Annotated in this window: 21 protein-coding genes and 1 tRNA gene; 7 read left to right on the top strand and 15 right to left on the bottom strand. The window is 57.9% G+C overall.

Annotation, left to right across the window (positions count from 1 at the left end; translation table 11 throughout):
* Positions 1 to 8: 8 nt before the first annotated feature.
* Complete coding sequence (locus HK26_RS04360) at positions 9 to 860, bottom strand: septal ring lytic transglycosylase RlpA family protein (protein WP_086638615.1); 852 nt, start codon at positions 858 to 860, stop codon at positions 9 to 11.
* Positions 857 to 1,846 (bottom strand): lytic murein transglycosylase, encoded by a 990-nt coding sequence (locus HK26_RS04355; RefSeq protein ID WP_086638614.1) that lies wholly within the window; start codon positions 1,844 to 1,846, stop codon positions 857 to 859. Before HK26_RS04355 ends, HK26_RS04360 begins: the two co-directional genes overlap by 4 nt.
* Before the next feature lie 207 nt (positions 1,847 to 2,053).
* Between HK26_RS04355 and HK26_RS04350 the strand changes: the two genes are divergently transcribed.
* Positions 2,054 to 2,620: a DedA family protein gene (locus HK26_RS04350; RefSeq protein WP_086638613.1), complete on the top strand. Its 567-nt coding sequence runs from the start codon at positions 2,054 to 2,056 to the stop codon at positions 2,618 to 2,620.
* 8 nt (positions 2,621 to 2,628) lie between these two features.
* A complete protein-coding gene (locus HK26_RS04345; protein WP_086638741.1) occupies positions 2,629 to 3,702 on the top strand; it encodes an ATP-binding protein in 1,074 nt (357 codons plus the stop codon).
* On the opposite strand, the gene HK26_RS04340 is transcribed toward HK26_RS04345, so the two are convergent.
* Positions 3,692 to 5,236 (bottom strand): APC family permease, encoded by a 1,545-nt coding sequence (locus tag HK26_RS04340; protein ID WP_086638612.1) that lies wholly within the window; start codon positions 5,234 to 5,236, stop codon positions 3,692 to 3,694. The two genes, HK26_RS04345 and HK26_RS04340, sit on opposite strands and share 11 nt — an antisense overlap.
* A gap of 12 nt (positions 5,237 to 5,248) precedes the next feature.
* Complete coding sequence (locus tag HK26_RS04335; RefSeq protein WP_086638611.1) at positions 5,249 to 6,097, bottom strand: undecaprenyl-diphosphate phosphatase; 849 nt, start codon at positions 6,095 to 6,097, stop codon at positions 5,249 to 5,251.
* Positions 6,098 to 6,228: 131 nt separating this feature from the next.
* Here HK26_RS04335 and HK26_RS04330 point away from each other — a divergent pair, with 131 nt between their 5' ends.
* A complete protein-coding gene (locus HK26_RS04330; protein WP_086638610.1) occupies positions 6,229 to 6,687 on the top strand; it encodes an MlaD family protein in 459 nt (152 codons plus the stop codon).
* Between the two features lie 95 nt (positions 6,688 to 6,782).
* Positions 6,783 to 6,857 (top strand) — tRNA-Met (locus HK26_RS04325).
* Positions 6,858 to 7,012: 155 nt separating this feature from the next.
* Here HK26_RS04325 and HK26_RS04320 read toward each other — a convergent pair.
* Positions 7,013 to 7,456 carry a DUF4167 domain-containing protein gene (locus HK26_RS04320; RefSeq protein ID WP_086638609.1) on the bottom strand — a complete coding sequence of 148 codons (444 nt, stop codon included), beginning with the start codon at positions 7,454 to 7,456 and terminating at the stop codon, positions 7,013 to 7,015.
* A 38-nt stretch (positions 7,457 to 7,494) separates the two neighbouring features.
* Between HK26_RS04320 and HK26_RS13415 the strand changes: the two genes are divergently transcribed.
* Positions 7,495 to 7,635: a hypothetical protein gene (locus HK26_RS13415; RefSeq protein ID WP_180539312.1), complete on the top strand. Its 141-nt coding sequence runs from the start codon at positions 7,495 to 7,497 to the stop codon at positions 7,633 to 7,635.
* A 69-nt stretch (positions 7,636 to 7,704) separates the two neighbouring features.
* Here the strand turns inward: HK26_RS13415 and prmC are convergent, their stop codons facing one another.
* On the bottom strand, positions 7,705 to 8,607 hold the full coding sequence (prmC, locus tag HK26_RS04315) for a peptide chain release factor N(5)-glutamine methyltransferase (RefSeq protein ID WP_086638608.1): 903 nt from the start codon (positions 8,605 to 8,607) through the stop codon (positions 7,705 to 7,707).
* A 115-nt stretch (positions 8,608 to 8,722) separates the two neighbouring features.
* Here prmC and HK26_RS04310 point away from each other — a divergent pair, with 115 nt between their 5' ends.
* The gene (locus HK26_RS04310) at positions 8,723 to 9,106 is read left to right on the top strand and encodes a hypothetical protein (RefSeq protein ID WP_307772205.1); all 384 of its coding nucleotides are present in this window, start codon (positions 8,723 to 8,725) and stop codon (positions 9,104 to 9,106) included.
* A 5-nt stretch (positions 9,107 to 9,111) separates the two neighbouring features.
* Here the strand turns inward: HK26_RS04310 and prfA are convergent, their stop codons facing one another.
* From prfA to HK26_RS04280, 6 genes are all read right to left on the bottom strand, one after another.
* Positions 9,112 to 10,170 carry a peptide chain release factor 1 gene (gene prfA, locus HK26_RS04305; protein WP_086638607.1) on the bottom strand — a complete coding sequence of 353 codons (1,059 nt, stop codon included), beginning with the start codon at positions 10,168 to 10,170 and terminating at the stop codon, positions 9,112 to 9,114.
* Positions 10,167 to 11,417 carry a histidine--tRNA ligase gene (gene hisS / locus HK26_RS04300; protein WP_086638739.1) on the bottom strand — a complete coding sequence of 417 codons (1,251 nt, stop codon included), beginning with the start codon at positions 11,415 to 11,417 and terminating at the stop codon, positions 10,167 to 10,169. The genes prfA and hisS overlap by 4 nt, the downstream gene beginning before the upstream one ends.
* Positions 11,418 to 11,547: 130 nt before the next feature.
* A complete protein-coding gene (ispG, locus tag HK26_RS04295; RefSeq protein ID WP_086638606.1) occupies positions 11,548 to 12,708 on the bottom strand; it encodes a flavodoxin-dependent (E)-4-hydroxy-3-methylbut-2-enyl-diphosphate synthase in 1,161 nt (386 codons plus the stop codon).
* Between the two features lie 138 nt (positions 12,709 to 12,846).
* The gene (locus HK26_RS04290; RefSeq protein ID WP_180539309.1) at positions 12,847 to 14,163 is read right to left on the bottom strand and encodes a helix-turn-helix domain-containing protein; all 1,317 of its coding nucleotides are present in this window, start codon (positions 14,161 to 14,163) and stop codon (positions 12,847 to 12,849) included.
* Entirely contained in the window at positions 14,156 to 15,244 is a 1,089-nt protein-coding gene (locus tag HK26_RS04285; protein WP_086638604.1) for an NAD(P)H-dependent flavin oxidoreductase, read from the bottom strand. Before HK26_RS04285 ends, HK26_RS04290 begins: the two co-directional genes overlap by 8 nt.
* Positions 15,237 to 16,490 (bottom strand): aspartate kinase, encoded by a 1,254-nt coding sequence (locus tag HK26_RS04280; RefSeq protein WP_025825090.1) that lies wholly within the window; start codon positions 16,488 to 16,490, stop codon positions 15,237 to 15,239. Before HK26_RS04280 ends, HK26_RS04285 begins: the two co-directional genes overlap by 8 nt.
* Before the next feature lie 168 nt (positions 16,491 to 16,658).
* Between HK26_RS04280 and ubiG the strand changes: the two genes are divergently transcribed.
* A complete protein-coding gene (ubiG, locus tag HK26_RS04275; protein WP_086638603.1) occupies positions 16,659 to 17,399 on the top strand; it encodes a bifunctional 2-polyprenyl-6-hydroxyphenol methylase/3-demethylubiquinol 3-O-methyltransferase UbiG in 741 nt (246 codons plus the stop codon).
* Positions 17,400 to 17,455: 56 nt separating this feature from the next.
* Here the strand turns inward: ubiG and HK26_RS04270 are convergent, their stop codons facing one another.
* The 3 genes from HK26_RS04270 to grxC all read right to left on the bottom strand — a co-directional run bounded on the left by HK26_RS04270 (position 17,456) and on the right by grxC (position 18,869).
* Positions 17,456 to 17,968, bottom strand: a complete 513-nt coding sequence (locus HK26_RS04270) for a DUF2147 domain-containing protein (protein WP_257640847.1) — start codon at positions 17,966 to 17,968, stop codon at positions 17,456 to 17,458.
* Between the two features lie 115 nt (positions 17,969 to 18,083).
* Positions 18,084 to 18,566 (bottom strand): DUF1178 family protein, encoded by a 483-nt coding sequence (locus HK26_RS04265; protein ID WP_086638601.1) that lies wholly within the window; start codon positions 18,564 to 18,566, stop codon positions 18,084 to 18,086.
* A gap of 42 nt (positions 18,567 to 18,608) precedes the next feature.
* Positions 18,609 to 18,869: a glutaredoxin 3 gene (gene grxC, locus HK26_RS04260; RefSeq protein ID WP_086638600.1), complete on the bottom strand. Its 261-nt coding sequence runs from the start codon at positions 18,867 to 18,869 to the stop codon at positions 18,609 to 18,611.
* Positions 18,870 to 18,939 lie beyond the last annotated feature (70 nt).

The raw sequence follows: 18,939 nt of genomic DNA, 5'->3' as shown, positions 1-18,939 counted from the left end.
GCTATTCCCTATTCGACGACGATGTGAGAACCAGTTAACCCATTTAACAAGGCCCGTTTAAGGGCTGCGTCTGCCGCACTTATAGTCGCAAACGGTCCCTGCCGGACAGCCCACATCATGCTTTGGCCAGACATAACTGGCCGCACCATGCCACCGTGGCCGCCAGCCTGCATCATTGCAGCGGAACGGGAGGTAAAATCCATGGTTTCCACCCAAAGCATGCCCGGTGCGGCGTAACCCTGTGTGTAAACCACAGGCAGGGCGGGCAGTTGCACCCCTGCGGGCGCTGCGGCCTCGGCCCCGCGGCTCCCCGCCACGACAGAAGTATCCCCCGCATTACCAAGGCTGGACTGGAGAACCTGCTCCTTGGGCGCTGCCTCTATTTGCAGGGCAACACCTCCGGGCAGGGTCTCAGCCAACTGGCGGCTGGCGGCTTCATCCTCCACAATTCGGACCTGTGCGGGGTCATTACCCATACCTAAAAGGTTGGCCGCCTGCGTGGACAGTGCCAGCGCACGCCCGATCTGGGCTGGCCCCCGGTCATTGACCCGCACCCGCACCTGCCGCCCGTTCTCCAGATTGGTGACGGTCACAATAGCGGGCAACTGGAGTGTGGGGTGGCTTGCCGTCATAGTGGCCATGCTGCGCACCTCACCATTGGCGGTCAGTTCACCCTCACGCCCGTTCTGGCGCACGGCCAGCCCGGTTCCCTGCCACGCAAACTCCTCACGCGGGTAAAACCACTGACCATCCGCCTGCCACGCAGACCCCACGGTATAGTGCACATCCGCACGCGGTGGTGGCGTGGGAGAGCACGACACCACAAGCAGGCAGCATCCCCCAAAAACAACTTTCTTCACGTTATGGCATCACCCAAAAGCCCTACGGCCAATGCATAGAAATCCGAAGGATTGTACCGCCGGATCACGTTAAAATTGTGGTAGACGATAAATGCTTCCCCTCCCGGACCATCCGGCCGGATGACGGCTCCCTCGCTTACGGAGGCATTAAAGTCCCCTACACGCGGCCTTACTCCCTGCTGCCGCCACCACGCAAGAGGTCTTGTCTGGCTACGGCCAAGCTGAGACTGCTCAAGCGTATCAGGGACAAAAACGCCCTCCCCCCATGGCTGACCAGCCTGCCAGCCACAGCGCGCAAGGTAGTTGGCAATGGAAGCAAAAACATCGCCTTCGTTATGCCAGATATCCGCACGCCCACCCGCAGGATAGCTCGCGGCATAGCGCAGATAGGCACTGGGCATGAACTGCGGCTGCCCCATAGCACCTGCATAACTCCCCAGCATGCCCGCGGGTGCTACCCCAGCCTGCTCAAGCACATGCAGCGCCTTGAGCAACTCTGCACGGAAGAAGCTGGCACGCCGCCCATCATAAGCAAGAGTAGCCAGAGCATCGATGACGGAGAACTTGCCCATGCGGGTGCCATAAGCGGATTCCAGCCCCCAGATACCAGCAAGCGCTCCCCTGCCTACGCCATACAGGTTGCTGATCTGCCCCAGCAGCCCTGAGCGCTGCTGCACGGCGGCCAGACCATCGTTCATTTTTTTCTCGCTCAGAACACGGTCTTTATACTGCGCCCATGTCAGCGTGAATTCAGGCTGGTGCCTGTCCGCCTGCAGGACCTTGACATTGGGGGCTGTTGTCAGCGCCAGTGCCTGCGCAACAACAGAAGACGAGACTCCCTGCCCCCTAGCCTCCCGCGCAACACCGGCCAGAAAAGTAGCATAGGCGCCATGTGCCGCATGCCCCCCCCGTGGCGCGGTACGCGCGTAAACAGGCGGAGCAAGCAGCAGAGCACTCCCTCCAAGCAGCAGTTTTCTACGTAACATGGGCATGATCCGCCTTGCAGACGACACAGAGGAGTACAGTATCCTGCTTTTGCGGCGCTGTCAGGTTGTGTTGCGCGCTTAAAATCCATTCCCGCACAGGTGCCCCACACCTCCAAAGCTTGACAGGTGGTGCGTAAAAGAGCCTGTTGCCGCAGCTTGTGTGCATAAAACAGACCATACCTTGCGTGCTGGAGACCAAGCCCCGCTGTGCTGGACCATTTTCTGGAACTGACCACCTCACAACCTCTTGTGCAGGTTCTGATCGTTATTCTGGCCACTTTTGTGCTGGAAGACGCGGCAACCGTTATTACGGCCATTCAGGTCCATTTGCACACCATCAGTATCCCCCATGCCTTAATAGCTCTGTACGTAGGCATTGTGGTGGGCGATGTGGGGTTGTACGCACTGGGGGCTCTGGCCGCCAGATGGCCCCGCGCAAAGCGGTGGATGGCTGCCCCCCCCGAGCAGATGCAGCAGACATGGTTGAGCAAGAACCTGTTCTGGGTTGTGTTTGTCAGCCGGTTTGTTCCGGGCACCCGCCTGCCACTCTATACGGCCTGCGGTTTTTTCCGCGCAGGTCTGCTGGTTTTTACTGCGGCAACCACCTGCGCCACCCTGATCTGGACAACAGCGCTTTTCCTGCTTTCGCTGCGTGTCGGTGGGGCCTTGCTGGCCCATCTGGGTGCGTGGCGCTGGGTTGGCGTTGCTGGCTTTATCGCTGTTATCATTCTTATGGGGCGGCTGGTTGCACGCTCCAAAAAACGCAAGATGTGACTTTGCCCATGCCCTCCGCGCCCCAAAACAATAAACAACCCAACCCGCTTTCGCTGTTTGAATTCTGGCCCCGCTGGCTGTTTTACACACCTGTTGTGGCTTACTGGATTTTGCTGGGCCTGCGCTACAGGGACGTAACCCTACCCACCGCCGCCAACCCCCGCATAACCACGGGTGGCCTGTGTGGGGAAAGAAAAAGCGACCTGCTGGATATGGCTGGGCCTTACGCAAAACGCTGGATTGCACCCTACGCCACCCTGACAACCGGCTCAGATGATCTAAAGAACGCCATTCAGGCCATGCACGCCACGGAACTGAACTTCCCCGTAGTGGTCAAGCCCGACATCGGCTGCAACGGCACAGGCGTTAAACTGGTGCACACGCAGGAAGAACTGGCACAGGTCTGCGCCGCATTCCCGCGCAATATCGACCTTGTTATTCAAAAGCTGATCACATGGCCGCACGAGGCAGGACTGTTCTACATCCGCCATCCGGACGAACCCACAGGCCGCCTGACATCCCTGACCTACAAGGACATCCCCTTCCTGACCGGTAACGGGGAAAACACGGTTCTGGAACTGCTCAAGCAGGATGCCCGCACAAGCAAGGTGCTCCATATCTACACCCCGCGCCTGCAAAGCAGCCTGCATACCATTCCGCCCAAAGGCCAAAGGCTGGATCTGGTTTTTGCTGGCAATCATTGCAAAGGCGCAGTCTTCCGCAATGGCATAGCCGATATTACCCCGGAGCTGACGCAGCGGATTGACCAGATCATGCACGATATTCCCGATTTTTACTTCGGGCGTATTGACCTTAAATTCCGCTCGGTAGCCGATCTGGCGCAGGGTGAAAATTTTGAAATCATAGAAATCAATGGCGTGGGGGCAGAGGCCATCCACATCTGGGATTCCACGACCACCCTGCGCGAGGCCTATGCAGCACAGTTCCACCATTATGGCGAGAGCTACCGCATAGGAGCAAAAAACAAGGCCGCAGGCTGGAAACCCACAAACCTGTGGTATGGCCTGCGCCTGTGGCGAGAACAGAAAAAACTGCTAGCGTCCTACCCGCTCAATGACTGAGCGGTGCAGACACCAGCGTGCTGTGCTGCTCCCGCCGCAGGCGGGAATGCTGCCGCCCGTAAAAGCGGTAACAGCCCCACCCACATAATGCATAAGCTGCCAGCAGCAGAGCAGGCACAGGGTCCCCCCCCATAAATGCCAGAACCAGCTCCCAGCATAATGGCGCGACCATAAAAGCGCAGAACAGCATGCCCAGCAAAGGCACATAGCCAACCCAGACACCGCGCAACACAAAACCACCAAACGGCACCACAAAGGCACGCTTGTACTCAGGTGCTGTGTTGCGCATCCATATGACAGTAAAACAGACAATGCCAAATGCCGTGGCCGTACCCAGGCTGACCAGATCACCAATAATATCAATGGGCAGCACGGCAGTGGCCAAGGCTACCACGCACCCCAGTAAAATGCTGCCGATCCATGGTGTCTGGTAGCGTCTGTGCAGATGGGCAAAAACGGAAAACAACAGGCCATCTTCCGCCATGGCAAAGAAGATACGGCTCTGGGCATACAGCAGGCCCATAAGAACCGAACATAACCCCACCACCGCACCAATTTTAACAAACAGGGCCAGCCACGGCTGGTGCATGGCGTTGACCGCAATTGCCAGCGGGTCTGCCACATCCAGCAACTGCCATGGCACAACGCCAATCAGCACCGCTGCCACCACCATATAAACGCCGGTACAGATCAGGAGAGACAGCACAATACCCACTGGCACATCCCGTTTGGGATTTCTTGCCTCTGCCGCCGCAGTAGAAACAGCCTCAAACCCGACATAGGCAAAAAAGATAACCGATGCCGCCCGAAAAATACCGGGAACGCCATAACGGAACCCACCCTGATACGGCGGAATAAACGGAGTCCAGTACGCCGGATGCATCTGCCAGATGCCCAAAGCCACAAAAACCGCCAGCACACCCACTTTAAGCACAACAATAAGAGAGTTGATCTTAAAGGATTCACGCACGCCCAAGATCAGCAGGGATGTTACCACCAGAATGGACATGGCCCCCAGCAGGTCACACTGCCAATGGGCCTCCATATGCCTGTTAGCCCCCTGATAGACGACCTCAAGGGTTGTGCTGTGCAGGGCAGCAGGAACGTGTACGCCCAGATCTTCCAGCAGACTTGCCGCGTAACCCGAAAAACCTGCCGCCACCCCCGCGCATGAAATGCCGTATTCCATCAGGAGCAGCCAGCCCACAGCCCACGCCCACTCTTCTCCCATAGACACATAGGCATAGGTATAAGCCGACCCCGACACCGGCATAACAGATGCCAGCTCCGCGTAAGACAGCGCCGTAAACAGGCATGCAATCCCTGCAACAACAAATGACAGCAGAATGGATGGTCCGGCATAATTAGCCGCGGCCGTACCGGTCATGACATAAATGCCAGCACCAATGGTTGAGCCCACACCCAGCATGGTCAGCTGCCACGGCCCAAGTGTTTTTTTCAGCCGTTGCCGTGTGTTTTCATGCTCAATTCTGGCCAGACTCTTACGGAGCTGGGGACGGCGGGCACGCTTCATCCTCTCCACCACTCACCCGGCGAAGTGGAAGATCAGAAACGCCGATCCGCCAACCACCATGCAGTACCAAGCAAAAGGCGACATGGCCCAACTGTCATGTCGACGGAAATACCGCATGAGTAAAGCCGTGCTGGCAAGAGCCGTTACCCCGGACACAACTGCCGCCAGCAGGGCAATATGCATCTGCCCCGGGTCAATGGGCGTGTGGCGCATTTTAAAGGCCTCGCGCACCGTTGCCGCAATAATAACAGGCTGGGCCATAAGGAAGGAAAACCGCGCGGCCGCATCATGGTGCAGTCCGCGCAGCAGCCCACCACAGATTGTTGCCCCCGAACGCGACAGACCGGGAAAAAACGCAAAACATTGAAAAACGCCAATAAACAGGGCATCGCGCGATGTCAGGCTGGCAAGGTAGCGCACATCCTTACGGACCACGCTGCCGCGCAGTTTTTCCACCACAAGCAGCAGGACACCGTTGAGGAACAAAAACAGCGCTGCCGAAGACGCGGAACCGAACACGCTGCGCAACCAGTGTTCAAACAGACCGCCAATAATCACCGCAGGCACGGTCGCAAGGCAGATCAGCCACAGAATATGCAGGCTCTCAAGCTGGATACGGTGCCCGAACGCTCCGAATGCCCCCTTGCACAGTGCGAGCCAGTCCTGCCAGAAAAAGATCAGCAGCGCCACCGATGTTCCCATATGCAGCATGACCAGAAAAGGCAGAAAAGTCGGGTCATGCAGGTCATAGGACCAGTGCAGCAATGACGGCAGGACAACGGCATGCCCAAGACTGCTAACAGGAAAAAGCTCTGTAGCGCCCTGAAGCAGCGCCATGATAAGTGCCTGAAAAAGGGACATGTGCGTTTAGGGTTCCAAACTGGCTGATATCTGAGCGCTGTCCTTGCACCATGCGCCCAAGTGCTGCAAGGATTTCGTCCTGTTTAACATTTTGCGCAAGCACACATTTGCAATAAGGGCCAAAAGCAACCATGAGCCGACAAAACCACATAGGCGCGATTATGTGCAGCACTCTGGTTCTGGCTGCGGCAACCGGGTTTGGGCTATATGCGACCAACACCCAGAAAACACCCGGCAAAACATCCTACGAACTTTCGGCCCGCTTTGTTTCAGCCAATGGTCTGGCGCGCGGAGCGGATGTCGATATTGCCGGTGTAAAGGTTGGCCGTGTTTCCAGCATTATTCTGGACCCCGCATCCCAGATGGCCATTGTCCATTTCCGGCTTGATGGTGCTCTCCGCCTCCCCACTGACAGCACACTGACAATAGGCAGCAGCACCCTCTCCTCCGACAATGCCCTGATGATCGAGCCGGGCAAAGCCACAACCGTTGCTCAGGCGGGCCAGATGATGACCCACACACTCGAGCCATCCAGCCTTGAGCAGCAGGTCAGTAATTATATTTTTGGCGCCGGCAATCTGGAGCAGTAGGCCAATTCCTTCCAACCAATCAGTTTTTTAAAAAAAACTGACAAGATGGATTGACGCCCCCATCCAGAACAGATACATAACCGCCACCAACCAGTGGCGGCGTAGCTCAGTGGTAGAGCAGGGGAATCATAATCCCTTGGTCGGAGGTTCAAATCCTTCCGCCGCTACCAAATTTCCTTAAAATTTAGGTAGTTGTGTTTATCCTCACAATATCTGTGGGATAACTCGCCATATCTTTTTGGCTTTGTGCACAAACACCCTCGCCATCGCCCTGCCCCACATGCGTGGGCTACAGGGCAAAGGCTGGATCATGGCCTGGAAATAATCAGCCTTCGGAGAGTTCGGGCTGCGGTTCGGTGGAAAGGTCCTTGACCTCACCCGCGTTATCACTCTCCATTTCCGTCTGGTCTTCTTCCTCTTCCTCGGAAGAGTTGACTGCAACCCGCTGCTGCCGGGCGGCCTGACGCTCCGCGCGTTCCTGCTGGCTCTGCTGGGCCGCCTGCGCCATTGCGTTCAGAATACGGAAATAATGTTCGGCATGCTGGAAGTAAGCTTCCGCCGCCACCCGGTCACCGCTGCCTGTTGCATCGCGGCCGAGCTGAAGATATTTTTCAAAAAGCTGCTGTGCTGTGCCTCTGACCCGCACATCGGGGCCATGACTGTCAAAAACATGATTCCGGTTCATGGGAATCTGGCCATTCAACTGCCTGGACGCTCCATTGCTCCCGCTGGAACGATGGTGTCTGGTACGCATCCGTTTTACATTCATGGGTTTGTCACAGTGCTTTCCTGTTCATGGCACTTTGCATGAAGAAACAGTCCGATACAAAAGGCATGTTCCTGAATGAAGGCCGAATTGTTTTTTCGGAATGGGCTTTTGGCGGCAATCTGTTCGTTTTGCCGGAAGAAAAGCCCTTACCGCTCATCCACCGTGGCAGATTTTATTAATCTGCTTTCTGCCGCAGGACTGAGCGTTATGATAATAACAATGCTCAACAACAAAGCCAACCGGTTTTTTCAGTTTCGGGCATATGGCTGCCCCTGGCGGAGCACAATGCAGCGCGCTATGCCTGCCAGATCAGGCATAACCTGCACAACTTCCAGCCCATTCTGCGCCGCTATGTCACGCAATGCAGGCTCCTGCCCTATGCCAAATTCAAAAATACCAACGCCATTGTGCTTTAAGAGCCGGGGCAGACAAGCGCAGAGGTGCCGGTAGGCATCCAGACCATCCTGCCCACCATCAAGTGCCCGCACAGGTTCATGCCGGCGCACCTCCTCCATCAGACCATCCAGATCGGTGGTGGGAATGTAGGGCGGGTTGCTAAAAACAACGTCAAACCGGCTTTGAGCACTCAGGGCCTCAACCCACTGGCCAGCCATAATCAATGCCCGTGCGGACATGTTGCAGCGCCGGGCATTCCCATAGGCCAGTGTGGCCGCTGCCGGATTGACATCCACCCCCACGCCCCATGCCTTCGGGTACTCCGCAAGTGCTGCGAGCAATATGCAGCCTGTCCCCGTTCCCAGATCAAGGAAGGACAAATCTGCATTGTGGTCGGGGCAGTGCTCCAGCAGCGCTGCAATCAGGGTTTCCGTATCCCCCCTAGGCACCAAAGAGGCTGAAGAGACCGACAGATCAAGACTCCAGAACCCCTTGCTGCCCGTAATATAGGCAAAAGGTTCATGCTGTGCGCGGCGGGCCACCCATGCCAGAAAAGGCTCAGCAGCCACACAATCACGCACGGACAGAGCCAGCATGGCCTCCGGCGTCAGGCCCAGAGCATGCTGCAAAAGCAGACGCGCCTCCCGCCGGGGGTTTTCCACCCCCGCATCGCGCAAAAGTGCCGCCCCGTTTGCCAGCAACTCCTGTATAGGCTGGTGATGCGGTGTGTTTTCTGCTTTGCTTTGCACTGTCATTTCAACAAATCGTCCGATCTGCACATATCAAATGCCTGCTTCCCGCTTTTTCTCAATCCTTGGAGCCTTTACGGCCATAACGTGCGCGGGTCTGCTGTTGCCTGCGCATGCCGCCATGGCTGGCGAGTTTTCGGTCACCGACGAAAAAGCCGACATGGAAATTTCCGAGGTCTCACGCATTTATCTGGACGGCAAGCTGGCATCCGTCTTTCGGCTTGATGATGGTACACGGTACAAAACCGTGCGCATTCCCACACCACAGGGGCGTCTGGACCACACCTACACATTGTGCGGAGAAATTACCATTCGCACGGTGGACGGGCGGGTAGAAACGCATGAGGTCAGCAGTAGTGGTATTCTGCACAACCCCGATGGCCACCACTTTTACGCTTTAGGCTCTGGTGGCTTTACCGATTTTTATCTGGTTGACCCACAAGCCCCCGAAGCTGCCGAGCGCATCCCCGGTCGGGGGGAGGTCTGCTCCACCCCGATCAGCTAAACAGGTTAAAAGCCCGCATCCGCCATAAGGGCGGCCTGCTCTTCCTGCGTCAGCGCATCCACAAACTCGTCCAGCTCACCCAGCATGACCCGATCGATCTTGTACAGCGTCAGGTTAATCCGGTGGTCCGTCACCCGCCCCTGCGGGAAATTATAGGTCCTGATCCGCTCTGACCTGTCCCCCGTTCCTACCTGTGAGCGCCTGTCCGCAGCGCGATGCGCATGAGCCTGCTCGCGCTCACGTTCGTACAGACGGGCCCGCAGGATCTTCATCGCCTTGGCACGGTTTTTATGCTGGCTTTTTTCTTCCTGCATGGACACGACAATATTGGTCGGCAGATGGGTAATGCGCACAGCGCTTTCGGTTTTATTCACATGCTGCCCACCAGCACCCGAAGCCCGAAAAACATCTATACGCAGTTCGGCTTCGTTAATCGTGACATCCACCTCTTCCGCCTCTGGTAGCACGGCCACAGTAACGGTGGATGTATGGATACGCCCCTGTGCCTCGGTCGCAGGGACGCGCTGCACACGGTGCACACCAGATTCGTATTTAAGGCGGGCAAAAACGCTTTTGCCGTTAATTTCGGCAATACCACCACGCAGGCCGCCCAGTTCGCTCTCGTCATAATCCATAACGGTAAAGCGCCAGCCTTTAAGGTCCGCATAACGGCGGTACAGGTCAAACAGTTCTGCGGCAAACAGGGCTGCCTCGTCCCCCCCGGCAGCGGGGCGCACTTCCAGAATTGCGCTGCGCTCGTCCGCCACGTCCTTGGGAAGAAGCGCCAGACGGACCTCACGCTGCAATTGGGGCAGTTTTTCACGCAGTTCCGCAAGCTCTTCGCCCGCAAGCTCCTGCATTTCAGGGTCGGACAGAAGGGCTTCTGCCTGCACAATGCTTAACTCGGTTGCGCGCAGGTCGTTAATGCGGGCAACAACCGGTTCAATTTCAGCATACTCGCGGGATGCCTGCGTAAAGGCATCCCCACTTAACCCGCTCGCCAGATGCGCTTCCAACTCAAGCGCCCGACTGGCAATACGGTCCAGCCGCTCATCAAGGTTCATCGCGCAAAAATACTCCGCGCATCAGACAGCAGGGCATCTGTCGCCACTTCATCTTCCTGCCCGGTTTCCATGCTTTTGACACGGAACACACCACGGGCCAGCTCATCTTCGCCCAAGAACAGGACATGGCTTGCATTCTGCTTGCCTGCCCGCTCCATCCGCTTACGCAGCGACCCTTTGTAGCCTATTTCCGTCCGTACCCCCTGCTGGCGTAGGGCCTGCAAAATCTGGCACACGGCTTTTTCGTCAGGTGAACCAACAGGGATCAGCACTACAGAGCGTGGAGCCTCTGGCGCGCTCTCCAGCAACATGGCCAGACGCTCAACCCCGGCGGCCCAGCCAATGGCAGGCACTTCCGGCCCACCCATCTGCTTGACCAGACCATCATAACGCCCACCCGCCAGAACTGTCCCCTGCGACCCCAGACGGTTGGTCACAAATTCAAATGTGGTGTGGTTGTAGTAATCAAGCCCGCGCACAATGGCTGGATTAACCGTGTACGCAATGCCAAACAGATCAAGCTTGAGGCGCAACTCATCCCAGAACGTACGTGCCTCAGTGGTCAGGAATTCTTCCATCATGGGGGCATTGGCGACTAGCTCGCGGTCGCCTGCATCCTTACTATCGAGAATACGCAGCGGATTTTTTGCAAGCCTGATACGGCTATCTTCCGACAACCTGCCCTCATGCGCAGAAAAATACGCAACCAGAGCCTGCCGCCAGGCATCCCGGCTGGCGGCGTCGCCCAAGGTGTTCAGCTCAAGCGTTACGTATTGGGCAACCCCCAGCGCTTCCAGCACGGCATAGCCAAGGGCTATGGCTTCCGCATCAGCCAAAGGCTCAGCCGCTCCCAGCAGTTCCGCACCAATCTGGTGGAACTGGCGGTAGCGCCCTTTTTGTGGCCGCTCGTGGCGGAACATGGGGCCGGTATAAAACACCTTCTGCGGCAGTGACTGGGTCAGCGCGTTGGTAACCAGCGCCCGACAGATAGCTGCCGTGCCTTCTGGCCGCAGGGTCAGGCTTTCCCCATCACGGTCGTTGAAGGAATACATCTCTTTAGAGACAACATCCGAGGTATCGCCCAAAGAGCGGGAGAAAACACGGGTTTCTTCAAAAATGGGGGTGGACCATTCATCAAACCCGTAAAGACCGGCAATATGGCGCGCGGTGCTGACCACGCGCGCATGGCGGCGTTGCTCTTCTCCAATAAGATCGTGCGTTCCTCTTACGGGCTGAATGCTGCTCACGGCCTGTTTTTCCTGATTGCCGCACACGCCCTGCGGGCTGTGCGGCCTGATCCATGTGTAATTTATGATGGGCGAACAAACCCCACCCACGACCTGAGATACCCGGTCGCAGGTGGATGGTTGCGCGTATTTATTTAGCGGATGCCATATCCGGCAGTTCGGGGGTCACCCCTTCCTGCTTGGCAAGCGCTTCTGCGGCTTCAATAGCTGCCACACGCTCTTCAACCAGCTCGACAACATGGTTGATCATGTCACCAGCAGCAATGGTGTGGTCCTGCTTGCCTGCGGAATAGACCATGTGGCGGCCCGAACCACCCCCGGTCACCCCAAGATCGGTCATAAGCGCTTCGCCCGGGCCATTGACCACGCACCCGATGATGGAAAGGGTAAGCGGGGTTTTGATATGGGCCAGACGGTCTTCGAGTGTCTGGACCGTTTCCACCACATTAAAGCCCTGACGTGCGCAGGACGGGCAGGAAATGATCTTGACCCCACGGTGGCGCAGACCAAGGGATTTAAGAATATCCCAGCCGACCAGCACTTCCTCCTCAGGAGCTGCGGAAAGGGAGACACGCATGGTGTCACCCACCCCGGCCCATAGCAGATTGCCAAGCCCGATGGAGGATTTGACCGTGCCGGCACGCTTGCTGCCTGCTTCGGTAATGCCAATGTGCAGCGGGTAATCGCATGCATCGGCCAGTTGCTGGTACGCGGCAACCGCCATGAACACGTCAGACGCCTTGACGCTGATCTTGAATTCACGGAAGTCGTGATCTTCCAGAATTTTAGCGTGTTCGAGAGCACTTTCCACCAGAGCTTCCGGGTTAGGCTCGCCGTATTTTTCCAGCAGATGCTTTTCCAGCGAACCCGCGTTCACGCCAATGCGGATGGAACAGCCATAATCCTTGGCGGCCTGCACCACCTCACGCACGCGCTCGGCACTGCCGATATTGCCGGGGTTAATACGCAGGCACGCAGCCCCGGCCTTGGCGGCCTCGATCGCGCGTTTGTAATGGAAATGAATATCAGCCACGATGGGCACATTCACTTCCCTTACAATTTCAGCCAGCGCTGCCGTGCTCTCCTCATCGGGGCAGGAAACACGCACAATATCCACCCCAGCCAGTTCGGCACGGCGAATCTGCTCAATGGTCGCCTGTGCATCACTGGTCAGTGTGTTGGTCATGGTCTGGACGGAAATCGGGGCATCCCCACCGACGGCTACCTTGCCGACGTGGATCTGCCGAGATTTCCGACGTTCGATATGCTGGTAAGGCCGGTAGCCGCTCATCTTGCATCCTTTTGTCGAGACGACAGTTGGGGGAGGGTCTGCCGCGCTTCGGCGCTGCGGCGTCTCCCGCTCTAGGTTTGGTGCTTTCCTGCCAAAATCAAGGCCGGTTGGCTACACATAAAGCATGGAAAGAGCCATTCAGTGCGCGCCAAGCCCATTAAGCTGGCGGGCATTCAGGTCATCCGCGCTGGGTTCGGCCGGAGGTGCTGCCTTGTGCACCGGTGGTTTGACCACGCTGGCTGGAGGCATGGCAGCACGTCCCTCCCCCGCCCCGACAACAGGCGCGGCAGAGACATCAGACCTTGGTGTATCCGCAGTTATGCCCCGCGCTGGCAACGCTGCACCACCAGTGACCGGAGCCGCCACAACAGGCACTGCAGGCGTGGCAACGGAGGTGATGCTGCCGCCAGCCAGTATTTGCCGCACAGCGTCCGGCGTTAGGGCAATATGCCGCAGCACGGCACCATTTTTGCCCAAAGGCGGGGTTGTCGTGCTGCCCTGTGCAAGGGCTATGCCGCCCGCGTTCCCCACCGTAAGGGTGTAAGGCCCATTATCGGCAGGCACAGTCCATGCATCGCCCGGCTGCAAAATATGGTCGTACACAACCTTGCCGCCTGCATTCTTGACCTGCACCCAGCTTGCTGCAAGCGCCTTGAGCGCAAGGGGAGCACCCTCCGTGGCACTCGCCACATCGGGTGCTGTATGGTCTGCAGGTTCAGCCACAGGCTGCACCGGTGCCGAAACATCCGAATTAACAGGCGGAGGGAGCGCCGCACTCTCCTGAGGTGTCGCCGGAGGAGGCACAGGAGCGCTTGGAGCACCACTCTGCGCAAGCGGCGCACTCTGCGCAAGCGGCGCACTCTGCGGTGGGGCTACAGATGCCGCCACCGGCACAGGTGGAACCTGCGCTATATTATGGTCCGGCAGAATGGACGCCACCTGTGGCGATGGTGCATTTTTTGCACTCTCACCCGGCATAAGGCTTGCTACAGGCGGTACACGTTCTGGCGCCGGGGGCACGTGCCCGACAAAACAGTACCAACCTATGTAGCTGGCCAGAATAACAGCCAACCCCAGCGAAATACTGACGGCAGGCGGCAGACGGCGATCTGGCGGTGGATCAGGAAAATCCAGCTCGGGCTTGCGCACACCCGACCGCCCTTCCTGCCGATAAAGCTTTAACAGCCGCTCGGGGTCAAAGCCCAGAGCCTGCCCATAGGTCCGCAGAAAACCCAGAGCGTAAACTTCCGCTGGCAAAACGCTGGCGTTGCCATTCTCCAGCGCCTCCAGATAAACGCCCCGAATCCGCAACCAGGCGGCCACATCCCCGATGGACCACCCAAGTTGCTCCCGGCGTTTACGCAAAGCCTCGCCAACCCCCAGACCCTCCACATCAGGGAGGGGGGGCAGAGACGAGCCTTGATCCTGCTCGGAACCTTGGGCGTATTCAGCCATCCGCATCCATACGACGTTGTTGACGCACCAGTGCCACCACAGCCTGCTCAACCAGATCGTCAATGATCTGCGCCACAGGCTGAACAGACGTTACCATACCAACAGACTGGCCTGCCATAACAGAGCCCTGTTCCACGTCGCCGTCAATAACTGCGCGGCGCAATGCACCGGCCCAGAAATGTTCGATTTCCAACTGGGCAGCATCACGCGTGAGTTCCCCGGACTGAAAACGACGAATCACATCGGCCTGATGGCTGACAAACTGCCGCCCACCTTCGTTACCCAGTGCGCGAACGGGAATGACCGGGAAGCGGTCATCCAGCTGGACGGACGTTACGGCATCCCGCGCGGCGGCGCGGACAAAAGCTTTTTTAAACTTTTCGTGAGCAATGCTTTCCTCGGCAGCAGCAAAGCGCGTGCCCAACTGCCCACCAGATGCCCCCAGTTCCAGATAGGATAGCAGAGCATCCCCCCGGCCCAGACCACCGGCCACAAAAACCGGAACGCTCTGAATATGCGGCAGAATTTCCTGCGCCAGAACAGTCAGGGAAACCGGGCCGACATGGCCACCGGCTTCTGCCCCCTCGATCACCAGCGCGTCCACGCCCATTTTAACCAGACGCTTGGCCAGCACCAGAGCGGGAGAAAACGCAATGACCTTTGCCCCCCCCTCCTTGATCGCCTTGATCGCAGCCCCCGGCGGAATACCCCCGGCCAGCACAATATGACCCACACCCGCATCCAGGCAGACCTGCACCAACTCATTGAGCTGGGGGTGCATGGTAATCAGGTTCACGCCAAAGGGGCGGTCCGTCAGGGCGCGGGTTGCCTGAATTTCTTCCGCCAGACGGGCTGGTTCCATCGCCCCGCAGGCAATGACCCCGAACCCGCCAGCGTTGGAAATGGCAGAAACCAGATTACGCTCGCTGACCCAGGACATCGCTCCGCCAAGAATGGCGTATTGCGTGCCCAAAAACTCGGTCCCACGCCGCCACAACCCGTCCAGCCGCCTGCGCGCCCGGTCCAGTTCTGCGGGAGTAGGTTCTTCTGTCGTGCAGACCACGTTGCTTTGCTCAGACATTATCCAACCCGTATGCGGTGTGCAGGGCACGCACGGCAAGTTCCGCGTATTCCGCTGCCACCAGAACGGAAATCTTGATCTCGCTGGTGGAGATCGCCTGAATATTGATCGAGCGCTCGGAAAGCGTGCGGAACATGGTGCTGGCCACCCCGGCATGCGAGCGCATGCCCGTGCCAACAACGCTGACCTTTACAATATCCGGGTCGGTCGCAAGCTCTTCGTACTGCACGGAGTCCCGCACACTTTCGAGCACGTTGATCGCCTGCGGCAGGTCGCTCTTGCTGGTTGTGAAGGTCATGTTGGTCGTGCCGTCCGCCCCTGTGCTCTGCACGATCATGTCCACGTTCACGTGGGCTTCGCTCATGGGGCCAAAAATTGCGGCGGCAATACCGGGCCGGTCCGGAATGCGCCGAACCGACAGCTTGGCTTCATCACGGGAGTAGGCAATGCCGGTAACCAGTTTTTTTTCCACGATTTCGTCCTCATCCACCACCAAAGACCCGGGAAGATGCCCTTCCATAACAGCCGGACCATCCGCAAAGCTGGAAAGCACCTGCACCCGCACCCCTTCGCGCATGGCAAGCCCTACACTGCGGGTTTGCAGCACCTTGGCGCCGACCGAGGCCAGTTCCAGCATTTCCTCATAGGTAATTTTATCAAGCTTGCGCGCCTTGGGCACAATGCGCGGGTCGGTCGTATAGATACCGTCCACATCCGTGTAGATGTCGCACCGGTCTGCCTTGATGGCCGCGGCAAGAGCTACGGCAGATGTGTCCGAGCCACCACGGCCAAGGGTGGACACCCGCCCATCTGGCGCAACGCCCTGAAACCCCGCGACAACCGGCACCATGCCCTCTGCCATGCAGCCGAGCAGTTTTTCGCCGTCAATCGAATCCAGACTGGCCTTGCCATGCGCCGAATCGGTGCGGATTGGCACCTGCCACCCGGCAAACGAGCGGGACGGCACACCAAGGTTTTGCAGGGCAATGGCCAGCAGACCGCTGGTTACCTGCTCACCCGTAGCCACAATGGAATCGTATTCCTTGGGGTCATGCAGCGCGGAAAGAGACTGGCAGAAACCGACGAGCCTGTTTGTTTCCCCCGCCATGGCGGACACAACAACCAGAACATCACATCCTGCGTCTTTCTGTTTTTTGACGCGCTCGGCCACGGCTCGAATACGATCAAGGTCGCCGACAGACGTTCCGCCGAATTTCATGACAATCCGGGGTGCGGAACCGGACATAGCTTTATTCTCCACCAGACAAGCCGCAGATCATGCCACACGCCCCAGTGCCACGGCTTTGACAAAAAGACGTGCTGGAACGGTTGCACAGCTTTACAAGGCGCGTCACATAACCTTCCCGGCCCCCTTTCGTCCAGCGGGGAGAGCCGCAGGAAAGGAATTTGTTGCATGAACGCCACCAGCCCCCACGCGGCCTCTTCGGTCTCTGATGAAGAAATCGCCCGGTTTAGCGCCCTTGCGGAGCAGTGGTGGAATCCTTCGGGCCCCATGCGTCCACTGCACGCCATGAATGCGCTCCGCATCGATTGGGCCTGCCGCCACCTGCCCTTGCGCGGCAGCACATCACGTCGGGCAAAAATTCTGGATATCGGCTGTGGTGCCGGACTGGCAAGCGAGGCTCTCGCCAAGGCAGGGTATGATGTACTGGGGCTGGATGCCTCGGCCAATGGCATTGCCGCAGCCAAGGAACACCTGAGCACGCACCCTCTGCCCGAACATGCAGGCCCCCTGCACTACCGCAATGGCAGCGCTGAAGACCTGGTGGCCGAAGGCAGCCAGTTTGACGCGGTTGTGGCTTTGGAAATTATAGAACATGTTACCGACCCTGCCGCCTTTATGGACATGCTTGCCCAGCTTGTGCAGCCCAATGGCACGGTCATTGTCTCCACCATGAACCGCACATTGCGCTCGCTGGCCGTAGGCAAGATTGGCGCAGAATACATCCTGCGCCTGCTGCCCATAGGCACGCACGAATGGCGCAAGTTCATCCTGCCGTCCGAGTTGGGGCAGTATGCCCGTGCTGCAGGCCTGCGCATGATTGCCATGGCTGGCATGGCCCCCGGCCCCATGGGCTGGAAGGAAACCCGAGACCTAGGAGTTAACTACATCGCAGCGTTTACAAAGTACTGATTATAAAGCTTTCTGGCAGGCTGGAGCACACACCGTGCACCAGTCTGTACGCCGCATTATTTGACTGAATCGGGGATTTTGCACACAGGCCCCATGGCAGGCCCCTTATAGCGGGTCCATGTCTGGGTTTCGCCAAAAATGGGCAGGCCGATGTAACCGCGCAGCTTGAGCACGTCAGGTTGGGTTGTCCATATCTGGGAATCGTACAGGTGGCCTGTATCCGGGTCCAGAATATGCCCTGCCCAGCGCCCTTTGTTACTGCCCTCCATGGGTTGGAAGTCCGTGAGCATCAGCAGATCACACTCGGATTTTCCATCATGACCATGGGGTACGTCTGTCCCATCGTAACGCAGGCCAATCAGGTGACCACACAGATTTTGTCCGCACCGATCAATTTTAAACACGCCATCGTGGTCCTGACTAAGCCAGTACCCTGTTAACGCTGCCTCGGTTGCAAGGGGTTCAGCAGACAGAGAGACAGAAGGCTTACCGGACACAACAATGGCCAGCAGGGCAGCAACACCCACACCAACCTTACGCATCCAGCCTGATCTGGTATTTTTTCTCATATCTGCCTCTCCCTCAACCAGACTGGCATTGTGGCCAGCAATACCCGACCAGCAAGGATGTGGGGAACCTTGCCCACATGCACCACCCCTATTTGTATCGGGTCAGGCCAGACATTCAACTGTCCGTGTCACGGACCCATGGAATATTGTGGAACTCAACCCCTTCATCTTCGAGCATCTCGCGCTGGGTTTGTGACATCTCGCCATAAATCCCGCGCTCGGGGGCCTCGCCATGATGAATCCGCAAGGCTTCATCCGCAAAATTTTTGCCCATGTTTTCGCAGTTATCTTCAATCGTGCGCCTAACGTCGCGCAGGGCACTCAGTACGGCATCGGGCAGGACCGGTTGCGTGGGCTGGACGGGTGCAGGTGGTGCTTCTGCCCGTGTCCCGTCAACCGCGGGCTGCTCTTGCGGCACGTTGCGGCCACGACCACGCCTGACAATGGCCGGAGCCATAGGGGCCTGCTCCACATCCGCCGTGCCGCACTCGGGGCAACTTAAAAGACCTTTTTGCCCCAGCATGGCAAATGTGGCGCTATCTTTGTACCAGCCTTCAAATTCATGATGATTGGCGCAGCGTAGACGGTAGCAGATCATCGTGGCTTAACCCTGCCGTAACCTGACCAGATGCAACAAAGCTCAGCTCAGCCCAAGTATGCCGTTCAACTGGCCTGTACGTTCCAGACGCATCAGATCATCACACCCACCCAGCGGCCTGCCATCCACAAATGTCTGCGGCACTGTGGTCTGCCCGCCAGACAGTGCAATGGCCTCTTCCCGTTCGGCTGTGCCACGCGGGGCATTCACTTCGGTAAAGGGGATATTTTTGCTCTCAAGCAGGGCGACAGCGCGCCTGCAAAAGGGGCAACCGGGCTGGGTATAAATTTTGATTTCTGGCATGCGTTTTTCCTTACTGGTTATAAATCATGGTTTCAATCTGCTTTCCGCAGAACATGGCATGAACTTTATA

It is taken from the genome of Acetobacter okinawensis, assembly GCF_002153655.1.
GTDB classification, from domain to species: Bacteria; Pseudomonadota; Alphaproteobacteria; order Acetobacterales; family Acetobacteraceae; genus Acetobacter; species Acetobacter okinawensis_A.
This window is presented reverse-complemented; position numbering and strand designations above follow the sequence as displayed.

Bases quoted from the DNA above. Each gene is read 5' to 3' on its own strand.
- HK26_RS04310 (WP_307772205.1), top strand. From the start codon at position 8,723: ATGGCTGGCGAGTTTTCGGTCACCGACGAAAAAGCCGACATGGAAATT.
- HK26_RS04290 (WP_180539309.1), bottom strand. From the start codon at position 14,163: ATGGCTGAATACGCCCAAGGTTCCGAGCAGGATCAAGGCTCGTCTCTG.
- HK26_RS04285 (WP_086638604.1), bottom strand. From the start codon at position 15,244: ATGTCTGAGCAAAGCAACGTGGTCTGCACGACAGAAGAACCTACTCCC.
- HK26_RS04270 (WP_257640847.1), bottom strand. From the start codon at position 17,968: ATGAGAAAAAATACCAGATCAGGCTGGATGCGTAAGGTTGGTGTGGGT.
- ubiG (WP_086638603.1), top strand. From the start codon at position 16,659: ATGAACGCCACCAGCCCCCACGCGGCCTCTTCGGTCTCTGATGAAGAA.
- HK26_RS04340 (WP_086638612.1), bottom strand. From the start codon at position 5,236: ATGAAGCGTGCCCGCCGTCCCCAGCTCCGTAAGAGTCTGGCCAGAATT.
- HK26_RS04355 (WP_086638614.1), bottom strand. From the start codon at position 1,846: ATGTTACGTAGAAAACTGCTGCTTGGAGGGAGTGCTCTGCTGCTTGCT.
- prmC (WP_086638608.1), bottom strand. From the start codon at position 8,607: ATGACAGTGCAAAGCAAAGCAGAAAACACACCGCATCACCAGCCTATA.
- HK26_RS13415 (WP_180539312.1), top strand. From the start codon at position 7,495: ATGAAGAAACAGTCCGATACAAAAGGCATGTTCCTGAATGAAGGCCGA.
- grxC (WP_086638600.1), bottom strand. From the start codon at position 18,869: ATGCCAGAAATCAAAATTTATACCCAGCCCGGTTGCCCCTTTTGCAGG.
- HK26_RS04335 (WP_086638611.1), bottom strand. From the start codon at position 6,097: ATGTCCCTTTTTCAGGCACTTATCATGGCGCTGCTTCAGGGCGCTACA.
- HK26_RS04320 (WP_086638609.1), bottom strand. From the start codon at position 7,456: ATGAATGTAAAACGGATGCGTACCAGACACCATCGTTCCAGCGGGAGC.
- ispG (WP_086638606.1), bottom strand. From the start codon at position 12,708: ATGAGCGGCTACCGGCCTTACCAGCATATCGAACGTCGGAAATCTCGG.
- prfA (WP_086638607.1), bottom strand. From the start codon at position 10,170: ATGAACCTTGATGAGCGGCTGGACCGTATTGCCAGTCGGGCGCTTGAG.
- HK26_RS04265 (WP_086638601.1), bottom strand. From the start codon at position 18,566: ATGATCTGCTACCGTCTACGCTGCGCCAATCATCATGAATTTGAAGGC.
- HK26_RS04280 (WP_025825090.1), bottom strand. From the start codon at position 16,490: ATGTCCGGTTCCGCACCCCGGATTGTCATGAAATTCGGCGGAACGTCT.
- HK26_RS04345 (WP_086638741.1), top strand. From the start codon at position 2,629: ATGCCCTCCGCGCCCCAAAACAATAAACAACCCAACCCGCTTTCGCTG.
- HK26_RS04330 (WP_086638610.1), top strand. From the start codon at position 6,229: ATGAGCCGACAAAACCACATAGGCGCGATTATGTGCAGCACTCTGGTT.